At 65.7% G+C, this 19,109-nt stretch carries 16 protein-coding genes; 12 read left to right on the top strand and 4 right to left on the bottom strand.

All coding sequences use genetic code 11. The annotated features are described in order from the left end of the window. A partial coding sequence (locus DFO50_RS16285) for an acetyl-coenzyme A synthetase N-terminal domain-containing protein (RefSeq protein ID WP_146745124.1) occupies nt 1-195 on the bottom strand: 195 nt, incomplete at its 3' end. A gap of 370 nt (nt 196-565) precedes the next feature. Here DFO50_RS16285 and DFO50_RS16290 point away from each other — a divergent pair. The 9 genes from DFO50_RS16290 (at nt 566) to DFO50_RS16330 (ending at nt 13,799) form a co-directional block, all read left to right on the top strand. Continuing rightward, complete coding sequence (locus DFO50_RS16290) at nt 566-1,993, top strand: PLP-dependent aminotransferase family protein (protein ID WP_112692875.1); 1,428 nt, start codon at nt 566-568, stop codon at nt 1,991-1,993. A 92-nt stretch (nt 1,994-2,085) separates the two neighbouring features. Further along, nucleotides 2,086-3,408, top strand: coding sequence for a selenium metabolism membrane protein YedE/FdhT (gene yedE, locus DFO50_RS16295; protein WP_255420247.1), 1,323 nt, complete (start codon nt 2,086-2,088; stop codon nt 3,406-3,408). Next, nucleotides 3,405-3,650, top strand: coding sequence for a sulfurtransferase-like selenium metabolism protein YedF (gene yedF / locus DFO50_RS16300; protein ID WP_028500035.1), 246 nt, complete (start codon nt 3,405-3,407; stop codon nt 3,648-3,650). Before yedE ends, yedF begins: the two co-directional genes overlap by 4 nt. Before the next feature lie 118 nt (nt 3,651-3,768). Next, the gene (gene smc, locus DFO50_RS16305; protein WP_112692876.1) at nt 3,769-7,257 is read left to right on the top strand and encodes a chromosome segregation protein SMC; all 3,489 of its coding nucleotides are present in this window, start codon (nt 3,769-3,771) and stop codon (nt 7,255-7,257) included. 99 nt (nt 7,258-7,356) lie between these two features. Further along, complete coding sequence (locus DFO50_RS16310) at nt 7,357-8,658, top strand: cell division protein ZipA C-terminal FtsZ-binding domain-containing protein (RefSeq protein ID WP_112692877.1); 1,302 nt, start codon at nt 7,357-7,359, stop codon at nt 8,656-8,658. Then, nucleotides 8,655-10,727, top strand: a complete 2,073-nt coding sequence (gene ligA / locus DFO50_RS16315) for an NAD-dependent DNA ligase LigA (protein WP_107888693.1) — start codon at nt 8,655-8,657, stop codon at nt 10,725-10,727. The genes DFO50_RS16310 and ligA overlap by 4 nt, the downstream gene beginning before the upstream one ends. A gap of 246 nt (nt 10,728-10,973) precedes the next feature. Then, the gene (locus tag DFO50_RS16320; RefSeq protein ID WP_107888694.1) at nt 10,974-12,137 is read left to right on the top strand and encodes a histidinol-phosphate transaminase; all 1,164 of its coding nucleotides are present in this window, start codon (nt 10,974-10,976) and stop codon (nt 12,135-12,137) included. 139 nt (nt 12,138-12,276) lie between these two features. Continuing rightward, on the top strand, nt 12,277-13,140 hold the full coding sequence (galU, locus tag DFO50_RS16325; protein WP_028500030.1) for a UTP--glucose-1-phosphate uridylyltransferase GalU: 864 nt from the start codon (nt 12,277-12,279) through the stop codon (nt 13,138-13,140). A gap of 116 nt (nt 13,141-13,256) precedes the next feature. Further along, complete coding sequence (locus DFO50_RS16330; protein ID WP_028500029.1) at nt 13,257-13,799, top strand: hypoxanthine-guanine phosphoribosyltransferase; 543 nt, start codon at nt 13,257-13,259, stop codon at nt 13,797-13,799. A gap of 242 nt (nt 13,800-14,041) precedes the next feature. Here the strand turns inward: DFO50_RS16330 and ribA are convergent, their stop codons facing one another. Then, nucleotides 14,042-14,683: a GTP cyclohydrolase II gene (gene ribA, locus DFO50_RS16335; RefSeq protein ID WP_084300239.1), complete on the bottom strand. Its 642-nt coding sequence runs from the start codon at nt 14,681-14,683 to the stop codon at nt 14,042-14,044. Nucleotides 14,684-14,965: 282 nt separating this feature from the next. On the opposite strand from ribA, the gene tpx reads away from it, so the two are divergent. From tpx to miaA, 3 genes are read left to right on the top strand one after another with little or no spacing between them, the layout of a single operon-like run. Beyond that, a complete protein-coding gene (gene tpx / locus DFO50_RS16340) occupies nt 14,966-15,463 on the top strand; it encodes a thiol peroxidase (RefSeq protein WP_028500027.1) in 498 nt (165 codons plus the stop codon). A 59-nt stretch (nt 15,464-15,522) separates the two neighbouring features. After that, nucleotides 15,523-15,960: a MarR family winged helix-turn-helix transcriptional regulator gene (locus DFO50_RS16345; protein ID WP_028500026.1), complete on the top strand. Its 438-nt coding sequence runs from the start codon at nt 15,523-15,525 to the stop codon at nt 15,958-15,960. A gap of 55 nt (nt 15,961-16,015) precedes the next feature. Beyond that, complete coding sequence (miaA, locus tag DFO50_RS16350) at nt 16,016-16,951, top strand: tRNA (adenosine(37)-N6)-dimethylallyltransferase MiaA (RefSeq protein WP_028500025.1); 936 nt, start codon at nt 16,016-16,018, stop codon at nt 16,949-16,951. A gap of 52 nt (nt 16,952-17,003) precedes the next feature. Here the strand turns inward: miaA and DFO50_RS16355 are convergent, their stop codons facing one another. Beyond that, nucleotides 17,004-18,143: a M14-type cytosolic carboxypeptidase gene (locus DFO50_RS16355; RefSeq protein WP_028500024.1), complete on the bottom strand. Its 1,140-nt coding sequence runs from the start codon at nt 18,141-18,143 to the stop codon at nt 17,004-17,006. A 152-nt stretch (nt 18,144-18,295) separates the two neighbouring features. Further along, nucleotides 18,296-18,853, bottom strand: a complete 558-nt coding sequence (locus DFO50_RS16360) for a phasin family protein (protein ID WP_028500023.1) — start codon at nt 18,851-18,853, stop codon at nt 18,296-18,298. Nucleotides 18,854-19,109: the final 256 nt, after the last annotated feature.

The raw sequence follows: 19,109 nt of genomic DNA on the forward strand, positions 1-19,109 counted from the left end.
GAAGGTGCGGGTGAACGGCTTGTGCCAGCTCAGCAGTTCGCGGGCCAGGTCGGCCCAGAAGCCTTCGTAATCGTTGTTCGCGCGTTCGCAGACGGCGTTGCAGGCTGCCATGCCGGACAGGGTGGCTGCCTGGCGAAAGGCGTCGCCCGGAGCGAAACAGCGTCGCTCCAGCGCAAGGGGGGTCAGAGTGGACATGGTCGGGGCTTCCGCTTTGTAGAGGGATCGTTGTCTGCCCCCGCTCCAGCCGGACAGGCCGGCAGGCGGGAGGCATTTTCGAGCCATGCTATGTCGGCGCGGACAACAGAAACATAGCCGTGGAAACCGTTTGTTGGCCTTTTGCGCCAAATCCCCTGTTTTGCACTGGAGCGTGACGCTTTTACGCATTTTCAAGCGATTGAAAGTTGTAAATTCGCATATGAAAAACCGTTATTCACGTAAAAATCGCTATATCGAACTGATATCGACAAGCTGAGTCGATACAATTTCCCGGCCCGACCGGCTGTACCGGTCCAGTCGGGCGACAACTGTCCCTGTGCAAGTCGCGCCCAGCCGTTAGCATGTCGGCATGACCCCGCTGCTTCCCCTCTATCAGCGCCTGGCCGACGACATCGCCGGCCAGATCGCCGCCGGTACGCTGCGTCATGGCGACCGCCTGCCGTCCCTGCGCGAGCTGCGTGCCCGTCGTCAGGTCAGCCTGTCGACCGTCCAGCAGGCGTTCCGCCTGCTGGAGGACCGCGGTCTGATCGAGGCCCGGCCCCAGTCCGGCTTTTATGTGCGCCCGCGCCGCCCGACACCCCCGTCACCGCCGGCCCTTCCGGTACCGGTACCGGTGACGGTCGATCCGCTGCTCTGGCAATACGTGCAGGTTCATACCCAGGAAGCCGACTGCGGCATGGGCGGTTTTCGCAGCGCAACGCCATCGGCGGCACACCTGCCGCTGGCGGCGATCTCCCGGCTGATGAGCGATACCGTGCGCCGTCAGCCCGAGCTGCTGGCCGACTATGGCCACCCGGCCGGCGCGATCGAACTGCGCCGCCAGATCGCCCGCCAGGCAATGGAATGGGGCGGACGCTTCGCCGTCGACGACATTGTCGTCACCCATGGTGCGCTGGAAGCCCTGAACCTGTGCCTGCGTGCCCTGACCCGCCCCGGCGATGTGGTCGCCATCGAGTCGCCGGCCTACTACACGCTGCTGCGCTGTCTGGAGACGCTGGGACTGCAGGCGCTGGAGATTCCGACCGACCCGCAGACCGGCATTTCACTCGACGCGCTGGAGCAGGCCACCCGCAACGGCGCCGTGCAGGCGGTCGTGCTGGTACCCAACTTTTCCAACCCGCTGGGCAGCCTGATGCCGGACGAGGCCAAGGCGAGGCTGGCGTCGCTGCTGGCGGCGCGCGACATTCCGCTGATCGAGGACGACATCTATGGCGAATTCCATTTCGGTCCGCGCCGCCCGCGCCCGGTCAAGGCGTTCGATACCGCCGGCAATGTGCTGTACTGCGCGTCACTGACCAAGAATGTCGCCCCCGGCCTGCGCGTCGGCTGGGTCGAAGCCGGCCGCTTCCGCGCCAGCGTCGAGTTGCAGAAATACATCGGTACGCACTCGACCTCGCGCCTGTCGCAGGTGGTGCTGGCGCGCTTCCTGGAAAATGGCGGCTATGCGCGCCACATGCGCGCCTTCCGCCGGGCGCTGGTCAGCCAGATGCGGATGCTGACTGCCGCCGTCCGCGAGCACTTCCCGGCCGGCACCCGGATCTCCGAACCACAGGGCGGATTCGTGCTGTGGCTGGCGCTGCCGGAGCCGTTCGACAGCGTGGAACTGTTCCATGCCGCCATTGCCGAAGGCATCGACTTCGCCCCCGGTCCGCTGTTCTCGCCATGCGGCGGTTTCCGCAACTGCCTGCGCCTGTCCGGCGCCGCACCATGGAATGCCGGACAGGCGGCACGGCTGGCACGACTCGGCGAACTGGCACGGCGGCAACGGCAGGCCTGAGCCCCGCCCGGCACGAACGCGCGGGCGGAACCGGCCGGATTTTGCGATAATCCTGCCCCGCGCCGGCCGGCCCCCTCCATGCGGGCTGGCCTATACCGTATCTATCGGGCGTCTTTCGCGACGCCCCTGTCCCTTGTCGTCCCCCGCGGCGCCTAACCCTCACGCGGCGCTCGTCGCGTGCCTTCCCGGAGCCCCATCCCATGACCTGGGAGTCATTCAAACAACAATACCTGATCAAGTTCTGGAATCCGGTACCGGCCGTCATCGCCGCTGGCGTGCTGGCCACCTACTACTTCGGCCTGACCGGCACCTTCTGGGCCGTGACCGGCGAATTCACCCGCTGGGGTGGCCATCTGCTGCAGTTCGCCGGCTTCCATCCGGAGACCTGGGGCTATTTCAAGGTGATCCACCTCGACGGCACGCCGCTGACGCGCGTCGACGGGATGATGATCATCGGCATGTTCGCCGGCTGCCTGTCCGCCGCGCTGTGGGCGAACAACGTCAAGCTGCGCGTGCCGCAGCACCGCATCCGCATCGCCCAGGCCGTGATCGGCGGCATCATCGCCGGCTTCGGTGCCCGGCTGGCGATGGGCTGCAACCTGGCGGCCTTCTTTACCGGCATCCCGCAGTTCTCGCTGCATGCGTGGTTCTTCGCGCTGGCCACCGCTGCCGGTTCGTACTTCGGCGCCCGCTTCACGCTGCTGCCGATGTTCCGCATCCCGGTCAAGCTGCAGAAAGTCTCCGCCGCCACCGCGCTGACCGCCGATCCGGCCGTGGCCGCCCGCCGCTTCCGCATCGGCATGCTGGTGTTCGTCGCCTTTGTGCTGTGGGCCGTCGCCCGGGCCTTCGATGCGCCGAAACTCGGTTTTGCCGCCCTGTTCGGGCTGGCTTTCGGCCTGATCATCGAGCGCGCGCAAGTCTGCTTCACCTCGGCGTTCCGCGACCTATGGATCACCGGCCGCACGCAGATGGCCAAAGCCATCATCCTCGGCATGGCGGTCAGCGCCATCGGCATCTTCAGCTATGTGCAGATGGGCGCCGAGCCGAAGATCCTGTGGGCAGGCCCGAATGCCGTCATCGGCGGTCTGCTGTTCGGCTTCGGCATCGTGCTGGCCGGCGGCTGCGAAACCGGCTGGATGTACCGCGCGGTCGAAGGCCAGGTTCACTACTGGTGGGTCGGCCTCGGCAATATCATCGGCGCGACCGCCCTCGCCTACGTCTGGGACGATGTGGCCCCGGCTCTCGCTACCAACTACGAAAAAATCAATCTGTTGCAGCAGTTCGGCCCGATTGGCGGCCTGTTTGTCACCTATCTGCTGCTGGCGGTCGCCTTCGGCCTGATCCTGTGGTGGGAAAAACGCTTCTTCGCCCGCCAGTCGACCGCTGCCCCCCGTCTTGCCAAGGAGTCCGCATGAGCACGCTGCCCGCCCCCGATTTCCGTCTCGACATGGTTGGTGAACCGTGCCCGTATCCTGCCGTCGCCACGCTGGAAGCGTTGCCGCAGCTGGCGCCGGGCCAGGTGCTGGAAGTAATCAGCGACTGCCCGCAGTCGATCAACAACATCCCGCTCGACGCCCGCAACCACGGCTACGAGATGCTCGACATCCAGCAGGATGGCCCGACCATCCGTTACCTGATCCGCGTACCGAAAGCCTGAAGCGCAAGACCGGCTGCAGGTAAAAAACGCCCCTTCCTGACAGGCCCGCATCTCGCGGGCCTGTCCGCTGCCGCTTCACGTAAAATGCGCATCGACTCTACCGCCCCCCGGGTTCAACGTGCGCCTCACCCATATCAAACTCGCCGGCTTCAAATCCTTCGTCGACCCGACCTCGATCCCGGTGCCGGGTCAGCTGGTCGCCGTCTGCGGCCCGAACGGCTGCGGCAAATCGAACGTGATCGACGCCGTGCGCTGGGTGCTGGGCGAATCCTCAGCCAAGCAGCTGCGTGGCGAGTCGATGCAGGACGTTATCTTCAACGGCTCAGGCACGCGCAAGCCCGGCAGCCGGGCCTCGGTCGAACTGGTATTCGACAATGGCGAGGGCCGCGCATCCGGCACCTGGGGCCAGTACACCGAAATCGCCATCAAGCGTGTACTGACCCGGCAGGGGGAGTCGAGCTACTGGATCAATGGCCAGCAGGTGCGCCGGCGCGATATCGCCGACCTGTTTCTTGGCACCGGCGTCGGCACCAAGGGCTATGCGGTCATTGAACAGGGCATGATCTCGCGCATTATCGAGGCCCGCCCGGAAGAACTGCGTGCCTATCTGGAAGAAGCCGCCGGCGTATCCAAGTACAAGGAGCGCCGCAAGGAAACCGAGTCGCGGCTGGCCGATACCCGTGACAACCTCGCCCGCCTGCACGATATCCGCGAGGAACTGACCCGTCAGGTCGAAAAACTGGCCGAACAGGCCGAGGTCGCGCAGCGCTACCAGGGCATGCGCGACGAACTGGCCGAGCTGCAGAACCTGCTGGCGCTGACGCGCAAGCGCGATGCACAGGAAGCCGAGGCGAAGGCCAGTGCCGAACTGGCGCGACTGGAAACCGAGCTAGCGATGCTGTCGTCACGCGGCACCGAGCTGGACGCGGCGATCGAAGCGGCACGCGAAGCGCATTTCGCGGCCGGCGACGAAGTCAGCACCCGCCAGCAGCACCTGGCCGATCTGTCGGCGCAGGTCGCGCGGCTGGAAGAACAGGCACGACATCATCAGGACACCCGGGCGCGGGTCGAGCGCGAATTCGCCAGCGCCCGCACCGAACAATCGGCACTCGCCAGCCAGGCGCACCAGATCGAGACCGAACTGGCCGAATGGACCGAACGCCGTGACGAAGCCCGGTACGCGGCCGAGGAAGCGCAGATGGCGCTGGATGGCGGCGATGGCAGCCTGCCGGATGCCGAGCAGCAGTTCCGCAGCCGCGACAGCCAGCTGGCCGCGCTGACCAACAAGGTCGCCGAACTGACCCGGGGCCGCGACCTGGCCGAGCAGCGCGCCGCCGCCGGCCAGCGCACGCTGGCCCAGTTGCAGGAACGCCGTGGCCGGCTGCGCGACGAACATGCCGAACTGGCACTGCCGGCCGCCGGCGAACTGGCCGATGCCGCCGATGCCGCCCGCCGGACCGCCAGTGCGCTGGAGGCCGCCCGTCAGGCCGTCGACCACGAGGAGAACCGCCTGGCCGAGCTCGACCGCGAACGGCAGGCGGTCGATCGCGAGCGTGCAAGCCAGCGCGATGCGCTGTCGGCGCTCGACGCCGAGGCTGGCGCCCTGACCAAGCTGCTCGATGCGGCACAGGCCCGCGCCGGCATGGGCGACTGGCTCGCCCGCCAGCAACTGGCCGATGCGCCGCAACTGCTCGATGCGCTGCGCATCGACGCCGGCTGGGAAACCGCGCTGGAAGCCGCCCTCGCCCATACCGCCACGGCGCGCCTGAGCGCAACGCTGCCGAGCGACACCCCGCCGGCGCCGCTGGTGCTGGCACGCGAGGCAGCCGCACCGGCGCTGCCGCCGTCAGCGCTGACGCCGTTGCTGCGCCACATCACGCTGGACGATGCACGCTTTGCGCCACTGCTGGGCGATACGCTGGCTCTGTGTTTCGCCGCCGACTCGCTGGACGCCGCCCTTGCCCTGCGCGACAGCCTGCCGCCGGGCGGTCGCTGCTATACCGTGGACGGGCATGCCGTCAGCCGCCATGGCATCCACTATCACGCCCAGCGCGGGGAAACCTCGATCGTGGCCCGCCGCGCCGAACGTGACGCGCTGCTGGCGCAACGCGACCGGCAACAGCCGCAGCTGCTGGCGCTGGAAGCGCGGCTGACCACGCTGGACAGCGAGCGCGCCGCGACCCGCGACGCCATTGCCGCCGCCCGCGATGCCCAGGCCGCGGCCCAGCAGGCGGACACCGACGCACGCATGACCCTGTCGGCCATCGAGCAGAAGAAGCATCAGGGCGAGGCGCGTGCCCAGGCCATCGCCGACGAACTGCAGCGGCTGGACGACGATGATGCCAGCGAACGTCTGCAGATCGAGGAAGCACAGTTGAGTGCGGAGGAAGCCCAGTTGTCGCTGGACGAAGTCGCCGCCGCGCTGGAACAGGCACGCGTGGCGCGACTGGACGCCGAGACCGGTCTGGCGCTGGCGCGCGACAAGGCGCGCGAACTGGAGCGGCAAGGACAGGAAACCCGCTTTGCGCTGGCCAGCAGCCAGCAGCGGGTCAGCGAGCTGGAACGCCGCCGGGGCGAACTGAACGAACGGCTGGATATCCTGGCCGAGAAACTCGAAGCGCTGGCGATCGAACGCGAAACCTTCGACGACGACGATCTGGCCGACCGGCTGCATGAAGCGCTGTATGCCCGCGAACAGGCCCAGGACGCCGTCACCGCCGCGCGCGAGACATCGCAGGCGGCCGAGCAGCGACTGCGCGAGCTGACCCGCGCCCGGCACGATGCCGACAGCGGGCTGGCGCCGGTACGCGACGCGATCAGCCAGATGCTGCTGAAAGCGCAGGAAGCCAAGCTGGCGTTCGAGCGCTATGACGAGGAACTGCGCGAGGCCAAGGCTGACGAAGATGCGCTGGTAGCGCGGCTGAGCGAGGGCCGGAAGGCCGCGACGCTGACCGCGGATATCGGCAAACTGGCCCAGGCACTGAATGCGCTTGGCGCGGTCAACCTGGCCGCGCTGGACGAACTGAGCGGGGCACGCGAGCGCGAAACCTATCTGCTGGCGCAGCACGAGGATCTGGTTGCGGCCATGGCGACGCTGGAGCAGGCGATCACCCGCATCGACGGCGAAACCCGAGAACAGTTGCGCAGCACCTTCGAGGCGGTCAATGCCTCGATGATGGAACTGTTCCCGCTGCTGTTCGGTGGCGGCCAGGCGCGACTGGTCCTGACCGGCGAGGATCTGCTCGATGCCGGCATCCAGATCATCGCCCAGCCGCCGGGCAAGAAGAACAGCACCATCCACCTGCTGTCCGGCGGCGAAAAGGCGCTGACGGCGATGAGTCTGGTGTTTTCGCTGTTCCAGCTCAATCCGGCGCCGTTCTGCCTGCTGGACGAAGTCGATGCCCCCCTGGACGACGCCAATACCGGTCGCTTCTGCGAACTGGTGAAGAAAATGGCCGATAAAACCCAGTTCCTCTATATCAGCCACAACCGGCTGACCATGGAAATGGCCGAACAGCTGGTCGGCGTGACCATGCAGGAACAGGGGGTCTCGCGCATCGTCGCGGTCGATATCGTCGAGGCGCTGCGCATGCGGGAAGCGATGTAGCAAGGACGGTCTGCAGCTAAATTGTCCGTAGCGGGTCGTCAAGTGGCGTGCCGCCGCTATAATCGTCGGAATATCGCTTTTGCAACGGAAACCGCACTCATGACCGATCTGCACTATGCCCTCATTGCACTCGCTGTCGCCGTGATCGCAGTGGTGTACGGCTACAACGTCTGGCAGGAACAGCGCTTCCGCAGAAAAACCGCTGAGTCGTTCCGCCAGAATCAGTCCGACCCGCTACTGGACACGCCGAACCACCAGGTTCGCGACGGCAGCGCCGAGCAGCTGGAACCGAGCCTGCTGGCCGATGACGACGCGCCGCGCGAGTCGCTGACCGCCTTCAGTGCCACCGATGCCGAGCCGGTCGCAGCCCCGCGCGACAGCCTGCCCGATGACGATGCACCGCTGCCGGAGCTGGACGAGGCGTCCGAGCCGCGTCTGGCACAGCAGCCGGCCGTCCCGCAGACTGAAGAGGTGGAATCGCCGTTGCCGGACCTGGCCGACGAGCCGGCCCCCCTGGTCGCGGAAGACCCGCAGGAACCGTCGTTCGATGCCGAGCCGGTCGTCAGCGCCATCAACGGTGCCGACCGCCAGGCCCTGATCGTGTCGATGCTGGAACCGACACTCGACTTTATCGCCGAGGTGGCCTTCTCCCCGGCGGCGACGCTGCAGGCCTGGCCGCGCATCGACGCCCAGCGCCGCATTCAGGTCATTGCCCGCAGTGCCCAGGGGGAATGGCTGGTCGCCAATGGTGCCCCACCGGCCACGCCGGTCAGCCACGTTCATATCGGCCTGCAACTGGTCGATCGCGGCGGCGCGGTCAGCGAAGCCGAGATCGGCCAGTTCGTTGATCAGGTCGAAGACTTTGCCGCCCACCATGGCGGTCTGGTCACCCTGCCGCAGAGCCAGCCGACGCTGGCGGCCGCGCGCGAACTCGACCGCTTCTGCGCCGATGTCGACGTGCTGATCAACCTGAACCTGATCGCGCACAAGCCGTTCTACGGCACCAAACTGCGCAGCCTGGCCGAAGCCCACGGCATGCATCTGGAGGCCGACGGCCGCTTCCACTACCTGTCCGAGTCCGGCAACAGCCTGTACTGCCTGTCCAGCGGCGACGACCGCCCGTTCTCGCTGCAGGACCTGCTGGAAAAGCGCTACAGCCGCATTTCACTGGTTTTCGACGTGCCGCGCGTGGCCGGCAGTGCCGACGTGTTCGAGCGTGCAGTCGCCTTCTCGCGCCAACTGGCGCAGCTGCTCGATGCCGAGCTGGTCGACGACACCCGTCGCCCGCTTTCCGATGCCAGCCTGGCGGTCATCCGCCAGCAGCTGGCCCAGATCCACTCCCGCATGGATGACCGCGGCATCGCCCCCGGCTCCATTGCCGCCCTACGCCTGTTCGCATGACCCTCTCCGCATCACCTGCCGCGCGCGCAGCCCAGCTGCGCGCGCTTTTGCATCGTTACAATCACGAGTATTACGTGCTCGACACGCCCAGCGTGCCCGACGCCGAATACGATCTGCGCTTCCGCGAACTGTGCGAGCTGGAACGCGCGCACCCCGAACTGCGCAGTGCCGACTCGCCCAGTCAGCGTGTCGGCGGCCTGCCGCTGGCCGCGTTCGGCGAAGTCCGCCATGCGGTACCGATGCTGTCGCTGAACAACGTCTTTTCCGATATGCAGGCCGACGACCCGGCGCAGCGCCATGCCGAGCTGCTGGCCTTCGACGCCCGCGTGCGCGAAGGCCTCGGCCGCGAGCGGGTCGAATACGCAGTCGAACCGAAATTCGACGGTCTGGCCGTCAGCCTGGTGTACGAGGACGGTGTGTTCGTGCAGGGCGCGACCCGTGGTGACGGCAGCACCGGCGAGAACGTGACCGAGAACCTGCGCACCGTGCAGTCGATCCCGCTGCGGCTGACACCACCGCCGGCGACCGACCTGTTTGCCACACCGTTGCCGGCACGACTGGAAGTGCGCGGCGAAGTGCTGATGCTGAAGCGCGACTTCGAGCGGCTGAACGCCGACCAGGCCGCCGCCGGCCTCAAGGTCTTCGTCAATCCGCGCAATGCCGCCGCCGGCAGCCTGCGCCAGCTCGATTCCCGCATCACGGCCAGCCGCCGGCTGGCTTTCTTCGCCTACTCGCTGGTCGAACCGGACGGCGCCGACGCGCCGCCATCCCATTCCGCCACCATGGACTGGCTGCAGCAGCTGGGCTTCCCGGTCTGCCGCGAGCGTACGGTGGTGTGCGGGGTCGAGGCACTGATCCACGAGTACGAGTCCATTCTCGAACGGCGCGCCACGCTGCCGTTCGATATCGATGGCGTGGTGTACAAGGTCAATGCCGTCGCCGACCAGCATCAGCTCGGCTTTGTGTCGCGCGCACCGCGCTTCGCGATTGCGCACAAGTTTCCGGCCGAGGAAGCACTGACCGTGGTCGAGGCGATCACGGTCCAGGTCGGCCGCACCGGCGCCGTGACCCCGGTCGCCCGCCTGCAGCCGGTGTTCGTCGGCGGCGTGACCGTGACCAATGCCACGCTGCACAATGAAGACGAGGTCCGGCGCAAGGACATCCGCATCGGCGACACCGTGATCGTCCGCCGCGCCGGCGACGTGATCCCGGAAGTCGTGGCCGCCGTCGCCGACCGCCGGCCGGCCGATGCCGCAGAATTCGTCATGCCGACGCAATGCCCGGTCTGCGGCTCGCATATCGTCCGCGCCGAGGACGAAGCCATCGCGCGCTGCTCCGGCGGGCTGTACTGCTCGGCCCAGCGCAAGCAGGCGCTGCAGCACTTCGCCAGCCGGCGGGCACTGGATATCGAGGGCCTGGGCGAAAAACTGGTCGACCAGCTGGTGGAAAAGCAGTGGGTGACCACGCCGGCCGATCTGTTCCGGCTGCAGGCCGATCAGCTGGCCGGCCTCGACCGCATGGGCGACAAGAGCGCGCAGAACCTGGTACAGGCGATCGACGTCGCCCGCCATACCCGTTTCGAGCGCTTTATCTACGCGCTCGGCATCCGCAATGTCGGCGAGTCGACCGCGCGCGACCTGGCGCGCCACTTCGGCACCCTGGATGCGCTGATGGCCGCCGACGAGACCGCACTGGTCGCGGTGCCGGATGTCGGCCCGATCGTCGCGCGCTCGATCGTCGACTTCTTCGCCGAGTCGCATAACCGCGACGTCGTCGCTGACCTGTGTGCGCTTGGCGTCGACTGGCCGCAGGTCGCAGCCACTACGGACAGCTACGTCGACGGCGTGGCCGGCAAGACCTTCGTGCTGACCGGCACCCTGCCCACCCTGACCCGCGATGACGCCAAGGCACGCATCGAGGCCGCCGGCGGCAAGGTGGCCGGCAGCGTGTCGAAAAAGACCGACTATGTGGTCGCCGGCGACGCGGCGGGCAGCAAGCTGGACAAGGCACAGGCGCTCGGCGTGGCCATTCTCGACCAGGACGGGCTGCTGGCACTGCTTGGGTCATAGGACGCTTTTCCGTCTCCGGCCCCCTCAAAAACACCTGCAAGACATATCTTGCAGGCGTTTTTATTTGCCTCGCCTATCTGGCCAGCATGACGGTTGCGGCAATGCGACCCCTGATTACCATTCGTGGCCAGACCGGGGTTTCCTTGATGTGACCCAGCAAATGCGACGACCCGCTCCGTAATATCAATGGCAATGCAGTGTCACTGCCTGCGTACCCGCTTTTATCAAACCTTCATGGGAGTCATCATGGATCGTCGCACTTTGCTCAAGTCGTCCGGTTTGCTGGTCGGCCTCGCCGCCCTGGGGTCGCGAGCCGTGGCGCAGACCCCGGCAACGGCGGCCCCGGCCGCCAATGACAGCCCGGCGGTATTCATTCCGTCGGCCGACACGCCGCTGCGACTGAATTTCAACGAGAACTCGCTGGGCATGTCGCCGCGCGCCAAACAGGCGCTGGCGGCCGTGCTGCCCGGCCAGTCATGCCGCTATCCGGACGACGCGCGCGAAGCGCTGGTCGCCACCATTGCCCGCCTCAACGGGCTGAGCGACAAGCAGGTGATCCTCGGCAACGGCTCGTCCGAACTGATCCACACCGCCGTCCTGAACGCAGCGCTGACGCCGAATGCCCAGTTGGTGGTCGCCGATCCGACCTTCAACAACGCCGAGGTCCACGCCAAAGCCATGGGTCTGAAAACGGTCAAGATCGGCCTGACCCGCGATCATGTGCTCGACATTGCCGGCATGCGTGCCGCCGCCGATGCCCACCCGGGCCCGAGCACCATCTATCTGTGCAATCCGAACAACCCGACCGCCACCATCACCCCGGCGGCCGTGATCGACAAGTGGATCGCCAGCGCGCCGGATCGCGTGACCTTCATCGTCGACGAGGCCTACCACGAGTACGTGACCGACCCGCGTTACCAGAGCGCGATCAAGTGGGTCAAACAGGGCAGGAAAAACGTGATCGTGCTGCGCACCTGCTCCAAGGTCTTCGGTCTGGCCGGGGTCCGCGTCGGCTATGCCTTCGCCCATCCGGACACCATCGCCCAGTACGATGCGCACATCTCGATCGACAATATCAACCTGGCCGGCGCCGCCACCGCCCGCGCCTCGCTGGAAGATGCGGCATGGATCCGGCACAGCCTGGCCTCGACCGCGCAGGGTCGGGCCATCGCCGTCGACGCCTTCAAGCGCCTGCACCTCGACTACATGCCGTCGCAGGCCAACTTCATCATGCACCGGATCAAGGGCAGCACCACCGCCTATCAGGCCGAGATGAAAAAGCGCCACGTCCTGGTCGGACGGCTGTTCGACCATACCGATGGCTGGAACCGCCTGACCATCGGCACCCCGGAGGAAATGCGCGCCTTCGTCAAGGTTCTGGACGGCATGCGGCGCGACGGGCTGGTCTGAGCGTCTGACTGCAGCAGAAAAAATCGGAGCCTGGTGCAAGCACCGGCTCCGATTTGCTTTATGGCACTGGTACTATGACGACCGATCCCGTCTTGCGCCGGGAAACGCTGCTCTGCATCCCATTACACGAAGACTTTTCATGAAACCGATCCGTAAAGCCGTATTCCCCGTCGCCGGCATGGGCACCCGTTTTCTGCCCGCCACCAAGGCCAGCCCGAAAGAAATGCTGCCGGTGGTGGACAAGCCCCTGATCCAGTATGCCGTCGAGGAAGCGGTCGCCGCAGGCATTACCGAGCTGGTGTTCATTACCGGGCGCAACAAGCGCGCCATCGAGGACCATTTCGACAAGGCCTACGAGCTGGAAAACGAACTGGAGCTGCGCAACAAGCATGTGCTGCTCGACACGGTGCAGGACATCCTGCCGAAGAATGTATCCTGCGTGTATATCCGCCAGGCCGAAGCGCTGGGGCTCGGTCACGCCGTGCTGTGCGCACGACCGGCGGTCGGCGACGAGCCGTTCGCGGTCATCCTGGCCGACGACCTGATCGACATGCCGAATGGCGCCATGGCAGAAATGATTTCCTGCTACCAGACCACCGGCAGCTCGGTGCTGGGCGTCGAGCGCGTACCGCGCAGCGAAACCGGCTCCTACGGCATCGTCGAAGTACGCGACGAGAACGGCCTGCAGCGCGTGACCAGCATCGTCGAGAAGCCGAAGCCGCAGGATGCGCCGTCCGATCTGGCCGTGGTCGGCCGCTATATCCTGACCCCGGCCATTTTCGACAAGCTGCGGGCGATCAAGCCCGGCGCCGGCGGCGAGATCCAGCTGACCGACGGCATCGACCTGCTGATGCGCGACGAGCCGGTGCACGCACTGGCGCTGAGCGGCGTCCGCTATGACTGCGGCTCCAAGCTCGGCTATCTGAAAGCGACGGTGGATTTCGCACTCAAGCACCCGGAAGTCGGCGCCGCGTTCGACAACTGGCTGGCCGGGCGCAAATAACGCTAGAATCGCGTCCGACCGGCGGGGAACCGTCATCGACCAGGCCGCTTCCTTCGCGAAGCGGCTTCGCCGTTTCCGTTCCCTTGCCCTACCCCATATTGTTCAAGGAACCGATCATGCCCAATGTTGCCGCTGCCCGTGGCTTGCTCAATAGCGCCGACGTGCTGTTCACGGCGGAAGAAGTCAGCGTCGCCGTCGACCGCATGGCGACCGAAATCACCGCGCTGCTGGGCGACGAATACCCGCTGGTGCTGTCCGTGATGGGTGGCGCCGTGGTGTTTACCGGCCAGCTGCTGCCGCGTCTGCAATTCCCGCTCGACTTCGACTATGTGCACGTCAGCCGTTACGGCGACAAGACCCAGGGCGGCGCCATCACCTGGCGCACCGCGCCGAAGGAAGACGTGCGCGACCGGGTGGTGCTGGTGCTGGACGACATCCTCGACGAAGGCGAAACCATGGCCGCCATCCGCGAAAAAGTGATGGAAATGGGTGCCAAGGCGTTCTACAGCGGCGTGTTCGCCAACAAGCTGATCGACAAGCCGAAGCCGATCAAGGCCGATTTTGTCGGTATCGACGTGCCGAACCGCTATGTGTTCGGTTACGGCATGGACGTCCGCGGCGCCTGGCGCAACCTGCCGGCCATTTATGCGCTGAAATAACCGGGGGCACCGACGGCCTGAGTGGCGTCGGTACAGGCCCGACTGATTGCAGCGTTGGCGGTCACGTCAGCGCCCTGGTCGAGCCCGGCCCCTTCCGTCCCCGCCGCCGCGGGGAAACCTCGCTTCGCTCGTCCGTTCTGCGTGGCAGCGCAAGTGATGGTGGGCACCGACGGCCTGAGTGGCGTCGGTACAGGCCCGACTGATTGCAGCTCCCGGAGGGCGACAGCCCTCCGCGGCGGCTGTCATGCCGGGTCGAGCAGGTGTCCCATCCGGGTGCGCTTGGTCTGCAGATAGGCCCGGTTGTCGGCGTGCTGCGGCACGGCGTGCAGCAGCAGTTCGGTCACCGGGATGCCGGCCGCTTCGAGGGCGACCTTCTTGTCCGGGTTGTTGCTCATCAGCCGTACCGATCGCACGCCCAGCAGGCGCAGTATGTCGGCGGCAAAATCGTAGCGTCGCGCGTCGACCGGCAGGCCGAGCGCCACATTGGCCGCCACGGTATCCAGCCCGCTGTCCTGCAGCGCATAGGCCTGGATCTTGTGCCCGATGCCGATCCCGCGCCCTTCCTGGCCGCGCAGGTACAGCAATACACCGCACCCCTGTTCGGCAATGCGCTGCAGCGCCAGATCCAGTTGCTCGCCGCAATCGCAGCGGCGCGAACCGAGCACGTCCCCGGTCAGGCACTCCGAGTGCATCCGCGCCAGCACGCCGTCGCCGGAGGGCGACCCCATGGTCAGCGCAAGGTGTTCGATGCCGCTGCTGCGGTCCCGGAACGCGTGCGCAACGAACTCCCCGTGTGCAGTCGGCAGCCTGGCGCTGCCAACCGCCTCGACCCGCAACGCGCGGGTCCCGGGCGCAACGGCGGAGTCGGGTGGCATCAATGACATGTTGTTTCTTCCTTACTGTAACGCGGCATGCGAGCCGCGCATCATCCATCAGCAACGGGCGTGACGGCAATCCTCCACCGCCCGCGGGGTGGATCGGGTTCCCAGTGTACACGTCGTTTTAGTCGTGATTAGAACGAAAATATCGATCGATATCATCAGACTGGCTGTGCTTTCACGAATTGTATTGCTCAAAATTATATTTTGCACAATACAATTTAACGACCTATGATAAAGGCCATCACATCCCGTGTTTCCCTTCCCGACCTGAACAGGAGTCTCACCATGGCCACCGTTACGCTTCGCGGCACCCCGATCGACGTCACCGGCACGCTGCCGGCCCCGGGCAGCACGGCCCCGGCTTTCACGCTGGTCGGCGCCGATCTGGCCGATGTGCCGTTGAGCCAGTTCGCCGGCAAGCGCAAGATCCTGAACATTTTCCCGAGTGTCGACACCCCGACCTGCGCCATGTCGGTCCGCAAGTTCAATGAAAAAGCGGCCGCACTGAACAACACGGTGGTGCTGTGCATCTCGGCCGACCTGCCGTTCGCGCAGAAACGCTTCTGCGGCGCCGAAGGCATCGACAATGTGGTCACACTGTCGACACTGCGTGGCGGCGAGTTCCTCGCTCACTACGGCGTGCTGCAGTCGTCCGGGCCGCTGGCCAGCCTGGCAGCGCGTGCGGTCGTGGTCCTCGACGAGCATGACAAGGTACTGCATGCCGAACTGGTGGCCGAAATCGGCCAGGAACCGGATTACAGCGCCGCCCTCGCCGTGTTGTAATCCCGTGCCATTCCGGCCGCAGCCCCCGCTGTGGCCGGAACGCCCCAATGAAGAGACCGATGACCGACCCGCTCAGACTGGACCAGCAACTGTGCTTCCCGCTCTACGCCGCCAGCAATCTGCTGACGCGGCGCTACCGTCCGTTGCTGGAAGCGCTCGGGCTGACTTATCCACAGTATCTGGTCATGCTGGTGCTGTGGGAAGACGCGCCCAGAACCGTCGGTGAACTGGGCCGTCTGCTGTATCTGGACAGTGGCACGCTGACGCCGCTGCTGAAACGGCTGGCGGCGCAGGGGCTGATTGCCCGCCAGCGCGCCGAGGAAGACGAGCGGCGGGTGATGATCTCCCTGACAAAGGCCGGCTGGGCGCTGAAGCAGCGCGCCGTGTCGGTTCCGGAGGCCATGCTGTGCCAGCTGTCGATGACGCCGGCGGAGTTCACGACGCTTCGTGCGCAATTGCAGGCGCTACTGGCTACGCTGGCCGCCCCGCCGGGGTGAGCGTGGCCGGCGCTTCTGCTACCCTTCGCGCCTTCTCCGTCATTTGATACTGCCCATGCCCCGTCCCAAAGCCCTGTTTCTTGTCGGCCCGACCGCCAGCGGCAAGACCGGCCTCGCCATCTCGCTGCAGGCACGGTTTCCGCTGGAACTGATCAGCGTCGACTCGGCGCTGATCTACCGGGACATGGATATCGGCACCGCCAAGCCGACCGCCGACGAACTGCGCCAGGCCCCGCATCATCTGATCGACATCCTGTCACCGCTGGACAGCTATTCGGCAGCCCGGTTTGCCAGCGATGCGCGCGCGCTGATGGACGATATCGTCGCGCGCGGCCGCATTCCGCTGCTGGTCGGCGGCACCATGCTGTATTACCGCGCGCTGAGTGCCGGCCTGTCCGACCTGCCGCAGGCTGATGCCGCGATCCGCGCCGAAATCGACCATCAGGCGGCATTGCACGGCTGGCCGGCCATCCACGCCGAACTCGCGGCCGTCGACCCGGTCACGGCCGCACGACTGGCGCCGAACGACAGCCAGCGCCTGCAGCGTGCGCTGGAGGTCTGGCGCATCAGCGGCACGCCGATGTCGGCCTTCCATCAGCAAAGCCAGGGCGAAGCGCTGCCGTACGATGTGCTGAAACTGGCACTGTGGCCGCAGGAGCGCGCCTGGCTGCACGAGCGCATCGAGCGGCGTTTTCAGATGATGCTGGAAGCGGGTTTTCTCGACGAGGTGCGCGCGCTGCGGAGCAAGTATCCGGGCCTGCATGCCGATCTGCCGTCGATCCGCTGCGTCGGCTACCGCCAGGCCTGGTCGCTGCTCGACGGCCAGTGCGACCAGCGCACCTTTGTCGAGCAGGGCGTGGCCGCCACCCGCCAGCTGGCCAAGCGCCAGCTTACCTGGATGCGCTCGATGCCCGACCTGCTCCGGCTGGATTGCCAGCAGCCGCTGCTCGAACCGGCCAGCGCGGCGGTCGCCCGCTTCCTCGCAGAATGAACAACGCCCCGGCCGCGAAGTCGCGGCCGGGGCGTTTGCGCCATCCCGCAGATCAGCGCTGCTGGGCGCGCAGGCGTTCGAGTACGGCGTAGATCGGGTTCAGCATCGCCTCGCCGAGGCGCAGGCTGCGCTGACCGTTCCAGCCATAATCGTCATCCGGCAGGTTGGCGTTGTCCTTGAACGGCATTTCCAGCGTATAGGCCAGGCAGTCGAAAGTATGGCCGACCCAGGCTGTCGCCATCGACAGATTGGCTTCGCCCGGCTTGTCCTTGTCGTAGCCCTGCTCGTCCTGGAAGTCCGGGCTGGCCAGTTCCAGATGGTGCTTGAAGGCGGATTCCAGCTCGGCGATGCGCTCGCTGTAGCCCGGCACGCCCTCGGTGCCGGCGACGAACACGTACGGTATCGCCTCGTCACCATGGATGTCGAGGAACAGGTCGACGCCGGTTTCGCGCATCTTGGCCTGTACGCAGTACACCTCGGGGCTGCGTTCCAGGCTGGGCGACAGCCACTCGCGATTCAGGTTGGCACCGGCGGCATTGGTGCGCAGGTTGCCGCGCACCGAGCCGTCCGGGTTCATGTTCGGAACGATGTAGAAGGTGGCATGTTCGAGCAGGATGCGCGAAATCGGGTCCTGCCAGTCGAGCAGACGGCGCAGCAGGCCTTCGGCAAACCATTCGGCCATGGTTTCGCCCGGGTGCTGGCGGGCGATGACCCAGATCTTCAGGTCGGACGACACCTCATGCCCGACCGTCAGCAGGTTGATGTCGCGGCCATCAATGGTGGTGCCGAGGTCGGTAACCTGGCAGAGGCCGGAACCCTGCGCCTCGCCGATCAGGTCGAGGTGGCGTTCCCAGCCATACGGCTCGAAGTAGGCGTAGTACACGCTGTTGGCCAGCGGTGTGTGCTCGACGGTCATGATGTTGCCGTCGTAGCTGGCCGGCACGCGGAACCAGTTGACGCGGTCGTACGACGCGCACAGGTTGTAGTCTTCCCAGCCGGCCGGATAGGCGGTTTCCCCGGTATTGAGGAAGCGCATCACACAGGGCTGGTAGGCCGCACCCTGCAGACGAAAGTGGAACCACTGAGTGAATTCCGATGCATTGTCGGCGCGAATCTTGAGCTGAATATCGTCAAAGCGCTCCGCGCTGACGACTTCGATACTGCCGGAGTCGAACTGTGTGCTGATTTTCATGGCGTCGTGCGATAGGTCGGCTGGAAGACTGAAGCCGTCATTGTAGCCCTGCCGGCACGCAACCAAAACCCTGAGAGCCGACAAGGAATTGCCCCGGCCGGCCGGCAGGGGCAATTCTTCAATGCGGTGAGGCGTTAACTGCCGTCAGGCGGTCAGACCTGGCTGCTGGTCGCCTTCTTGGCATTGCTCTTGACGGCGTCGGCGGTCGCGGTGGTCGCTGCCTTGACGCTGGAACCGGCAAAATCGGAAACCTGCTGCGCGGCCTTGGTCAGGCTGTTGACGGCGGCGGCCGAGGCGGCGATGCCGGACTTGACGGCATTGATGGCGCTGTCACTGCCGGCCGGGGCGTTCTTGGCCAGCGTGTCGATGGTGCTGATCAGCGACTTGTTGTACTGACCGATCTGTTCTTCGGTCAGGCGGGCGACTTCGGTCTGGACTTCCGACACCACTTCGTACAGGTTGCGCGAGTGGTTGACCACCTGCTCGACGGCCGATGCCGTCACCTTGTTCAGTTGCTGGGCAGCCTGCTGCGGGTCGGTGGTCTGGCTCAGTTCGCGAACCAGCTTGCCGTTTTCTTCCAGCGACTGGCGCGAAGCATCCAGTTGCAGACGAACGATGCGTTCGACGCCGGCCAGCGAGATATGAGCGAGGCGCAGCAGCGATTCAAACTGGTTGAAATGGGCTTTGCTGAGTTCTTCCTGATTGAACATTTACATTTCTCCTAATGTAGAGTGCGCGTAAAGGGGGGGCGGCACTCAATTGTGCTCTGCAACATGCAGGGGAATTCTAGAAGTCGAATTTGGCATAGTCAACAAATCAGATTGTTGGACATCAATAATTATCTTTTTATGATGAAGAACTTGCGCTCCGCCCCCTCCGGCGGAGATTTCTGTTTCATTCATCCGCAATGCGAAAAAAATATCTCGTCGGATGGCGCATCGCGGCAAAAACCTACCGCCAACGTGG

The sequence above is a fragment of the Microvirgula sp. AG722 genome (assembly GCF_003269145.1).
GTDB lineage: Bacteria > Pseudomonadota > Gammaproteobacteria > Burkholderiales > Aquaspirillaceae > Microvirgula > Microvirgula aerodenitrificans.

Coding starts and splice junctions, on each gene's coding strand:
- DFO50_RS16290 (WP_112692875.1), top strand. CDS start 566: ATGACCCCGCTGCTTCCCCTCTATCAGCGCCTGGCCGACGACATCGCC.
- yedF (WP_028500035.1), top strand. CDS start 3,405: ATGAGCACGCTGCCCGCCCCCGATTTCCGTCTCGACATGGTTGGTGAA.
- DFO50_RS16310 (WP_112692877.1), top strand. CDS start 7,357: ATGACCGATCTGCACTATGCCCTCATTGCACTCGCTGTCGCCGTGATC.
- ligA (WP_107888693.1), top strand. CDS start 8,655: ATGACCCTCTCCGCATCACCTGCCGCGCGCGCAGCCCAGCTGCGCGCG.
- DFO50_RS16320 (WP_107888694.1), top strand. CDS start 10,974: ATGGATCGTCGCACTTTGCTCAAGTCGTCCGGTTTGCTGGTCGGCCTC.
- galU (WP_028500030.1), top strand. CDS start 12,277: ATGAAACCGATCCGTAAAGCCGTATTCCCCGTCGCCGGCATGGGCACC.
- DFO50_RS16330 (WP_028500029.1), top strand. CDS start 13,257: ATGCCCAATGTTGCCGCTGCCCGTGGCTTGCTCAATAGCGCCGACGTG.
- ribA (WP_084300239.1), bottom strand. CDS start 14,683: ATGTCATTGATGCCACCCGACTCCGCCGTTGCGCCCGGGACCCGCGCG.
- tpx (WP_028500027.1), top strand. CDS start 14,966: ATGGCCACCGTTACGCTTCGCGGCACCCCGATCGACGTCACCGGCACG.
- DFO50_RS16345 (WP_028500026.1), top strand. CDS start 15,523: ATGACCGACCCGCTCAGACTGGACCAGCAACTGTGCTTCCCGCTCTAC.
- miaA (WP_028500025.1), top strand. CDS start 16,016: ATGCCCCGTCCCAAAGCCCTGTTTCTTGTCGGCCCGACCGCCAGCGGC.
- DFO50_RS16355 (WP_028500024.1), bottom strand. CDS start 18,143: ATGAAAATCAGCACACAGTTCGACTCCGGCAGTATCGAAGTCGTCAGC.
- DFO50_RS16360 (WP_028500023.1), bottom strand. CDS start 18,853: ATGTTCAATCAGGAAGAACTCAGCAAAGCCCATTTCAACCAGTTTGAA.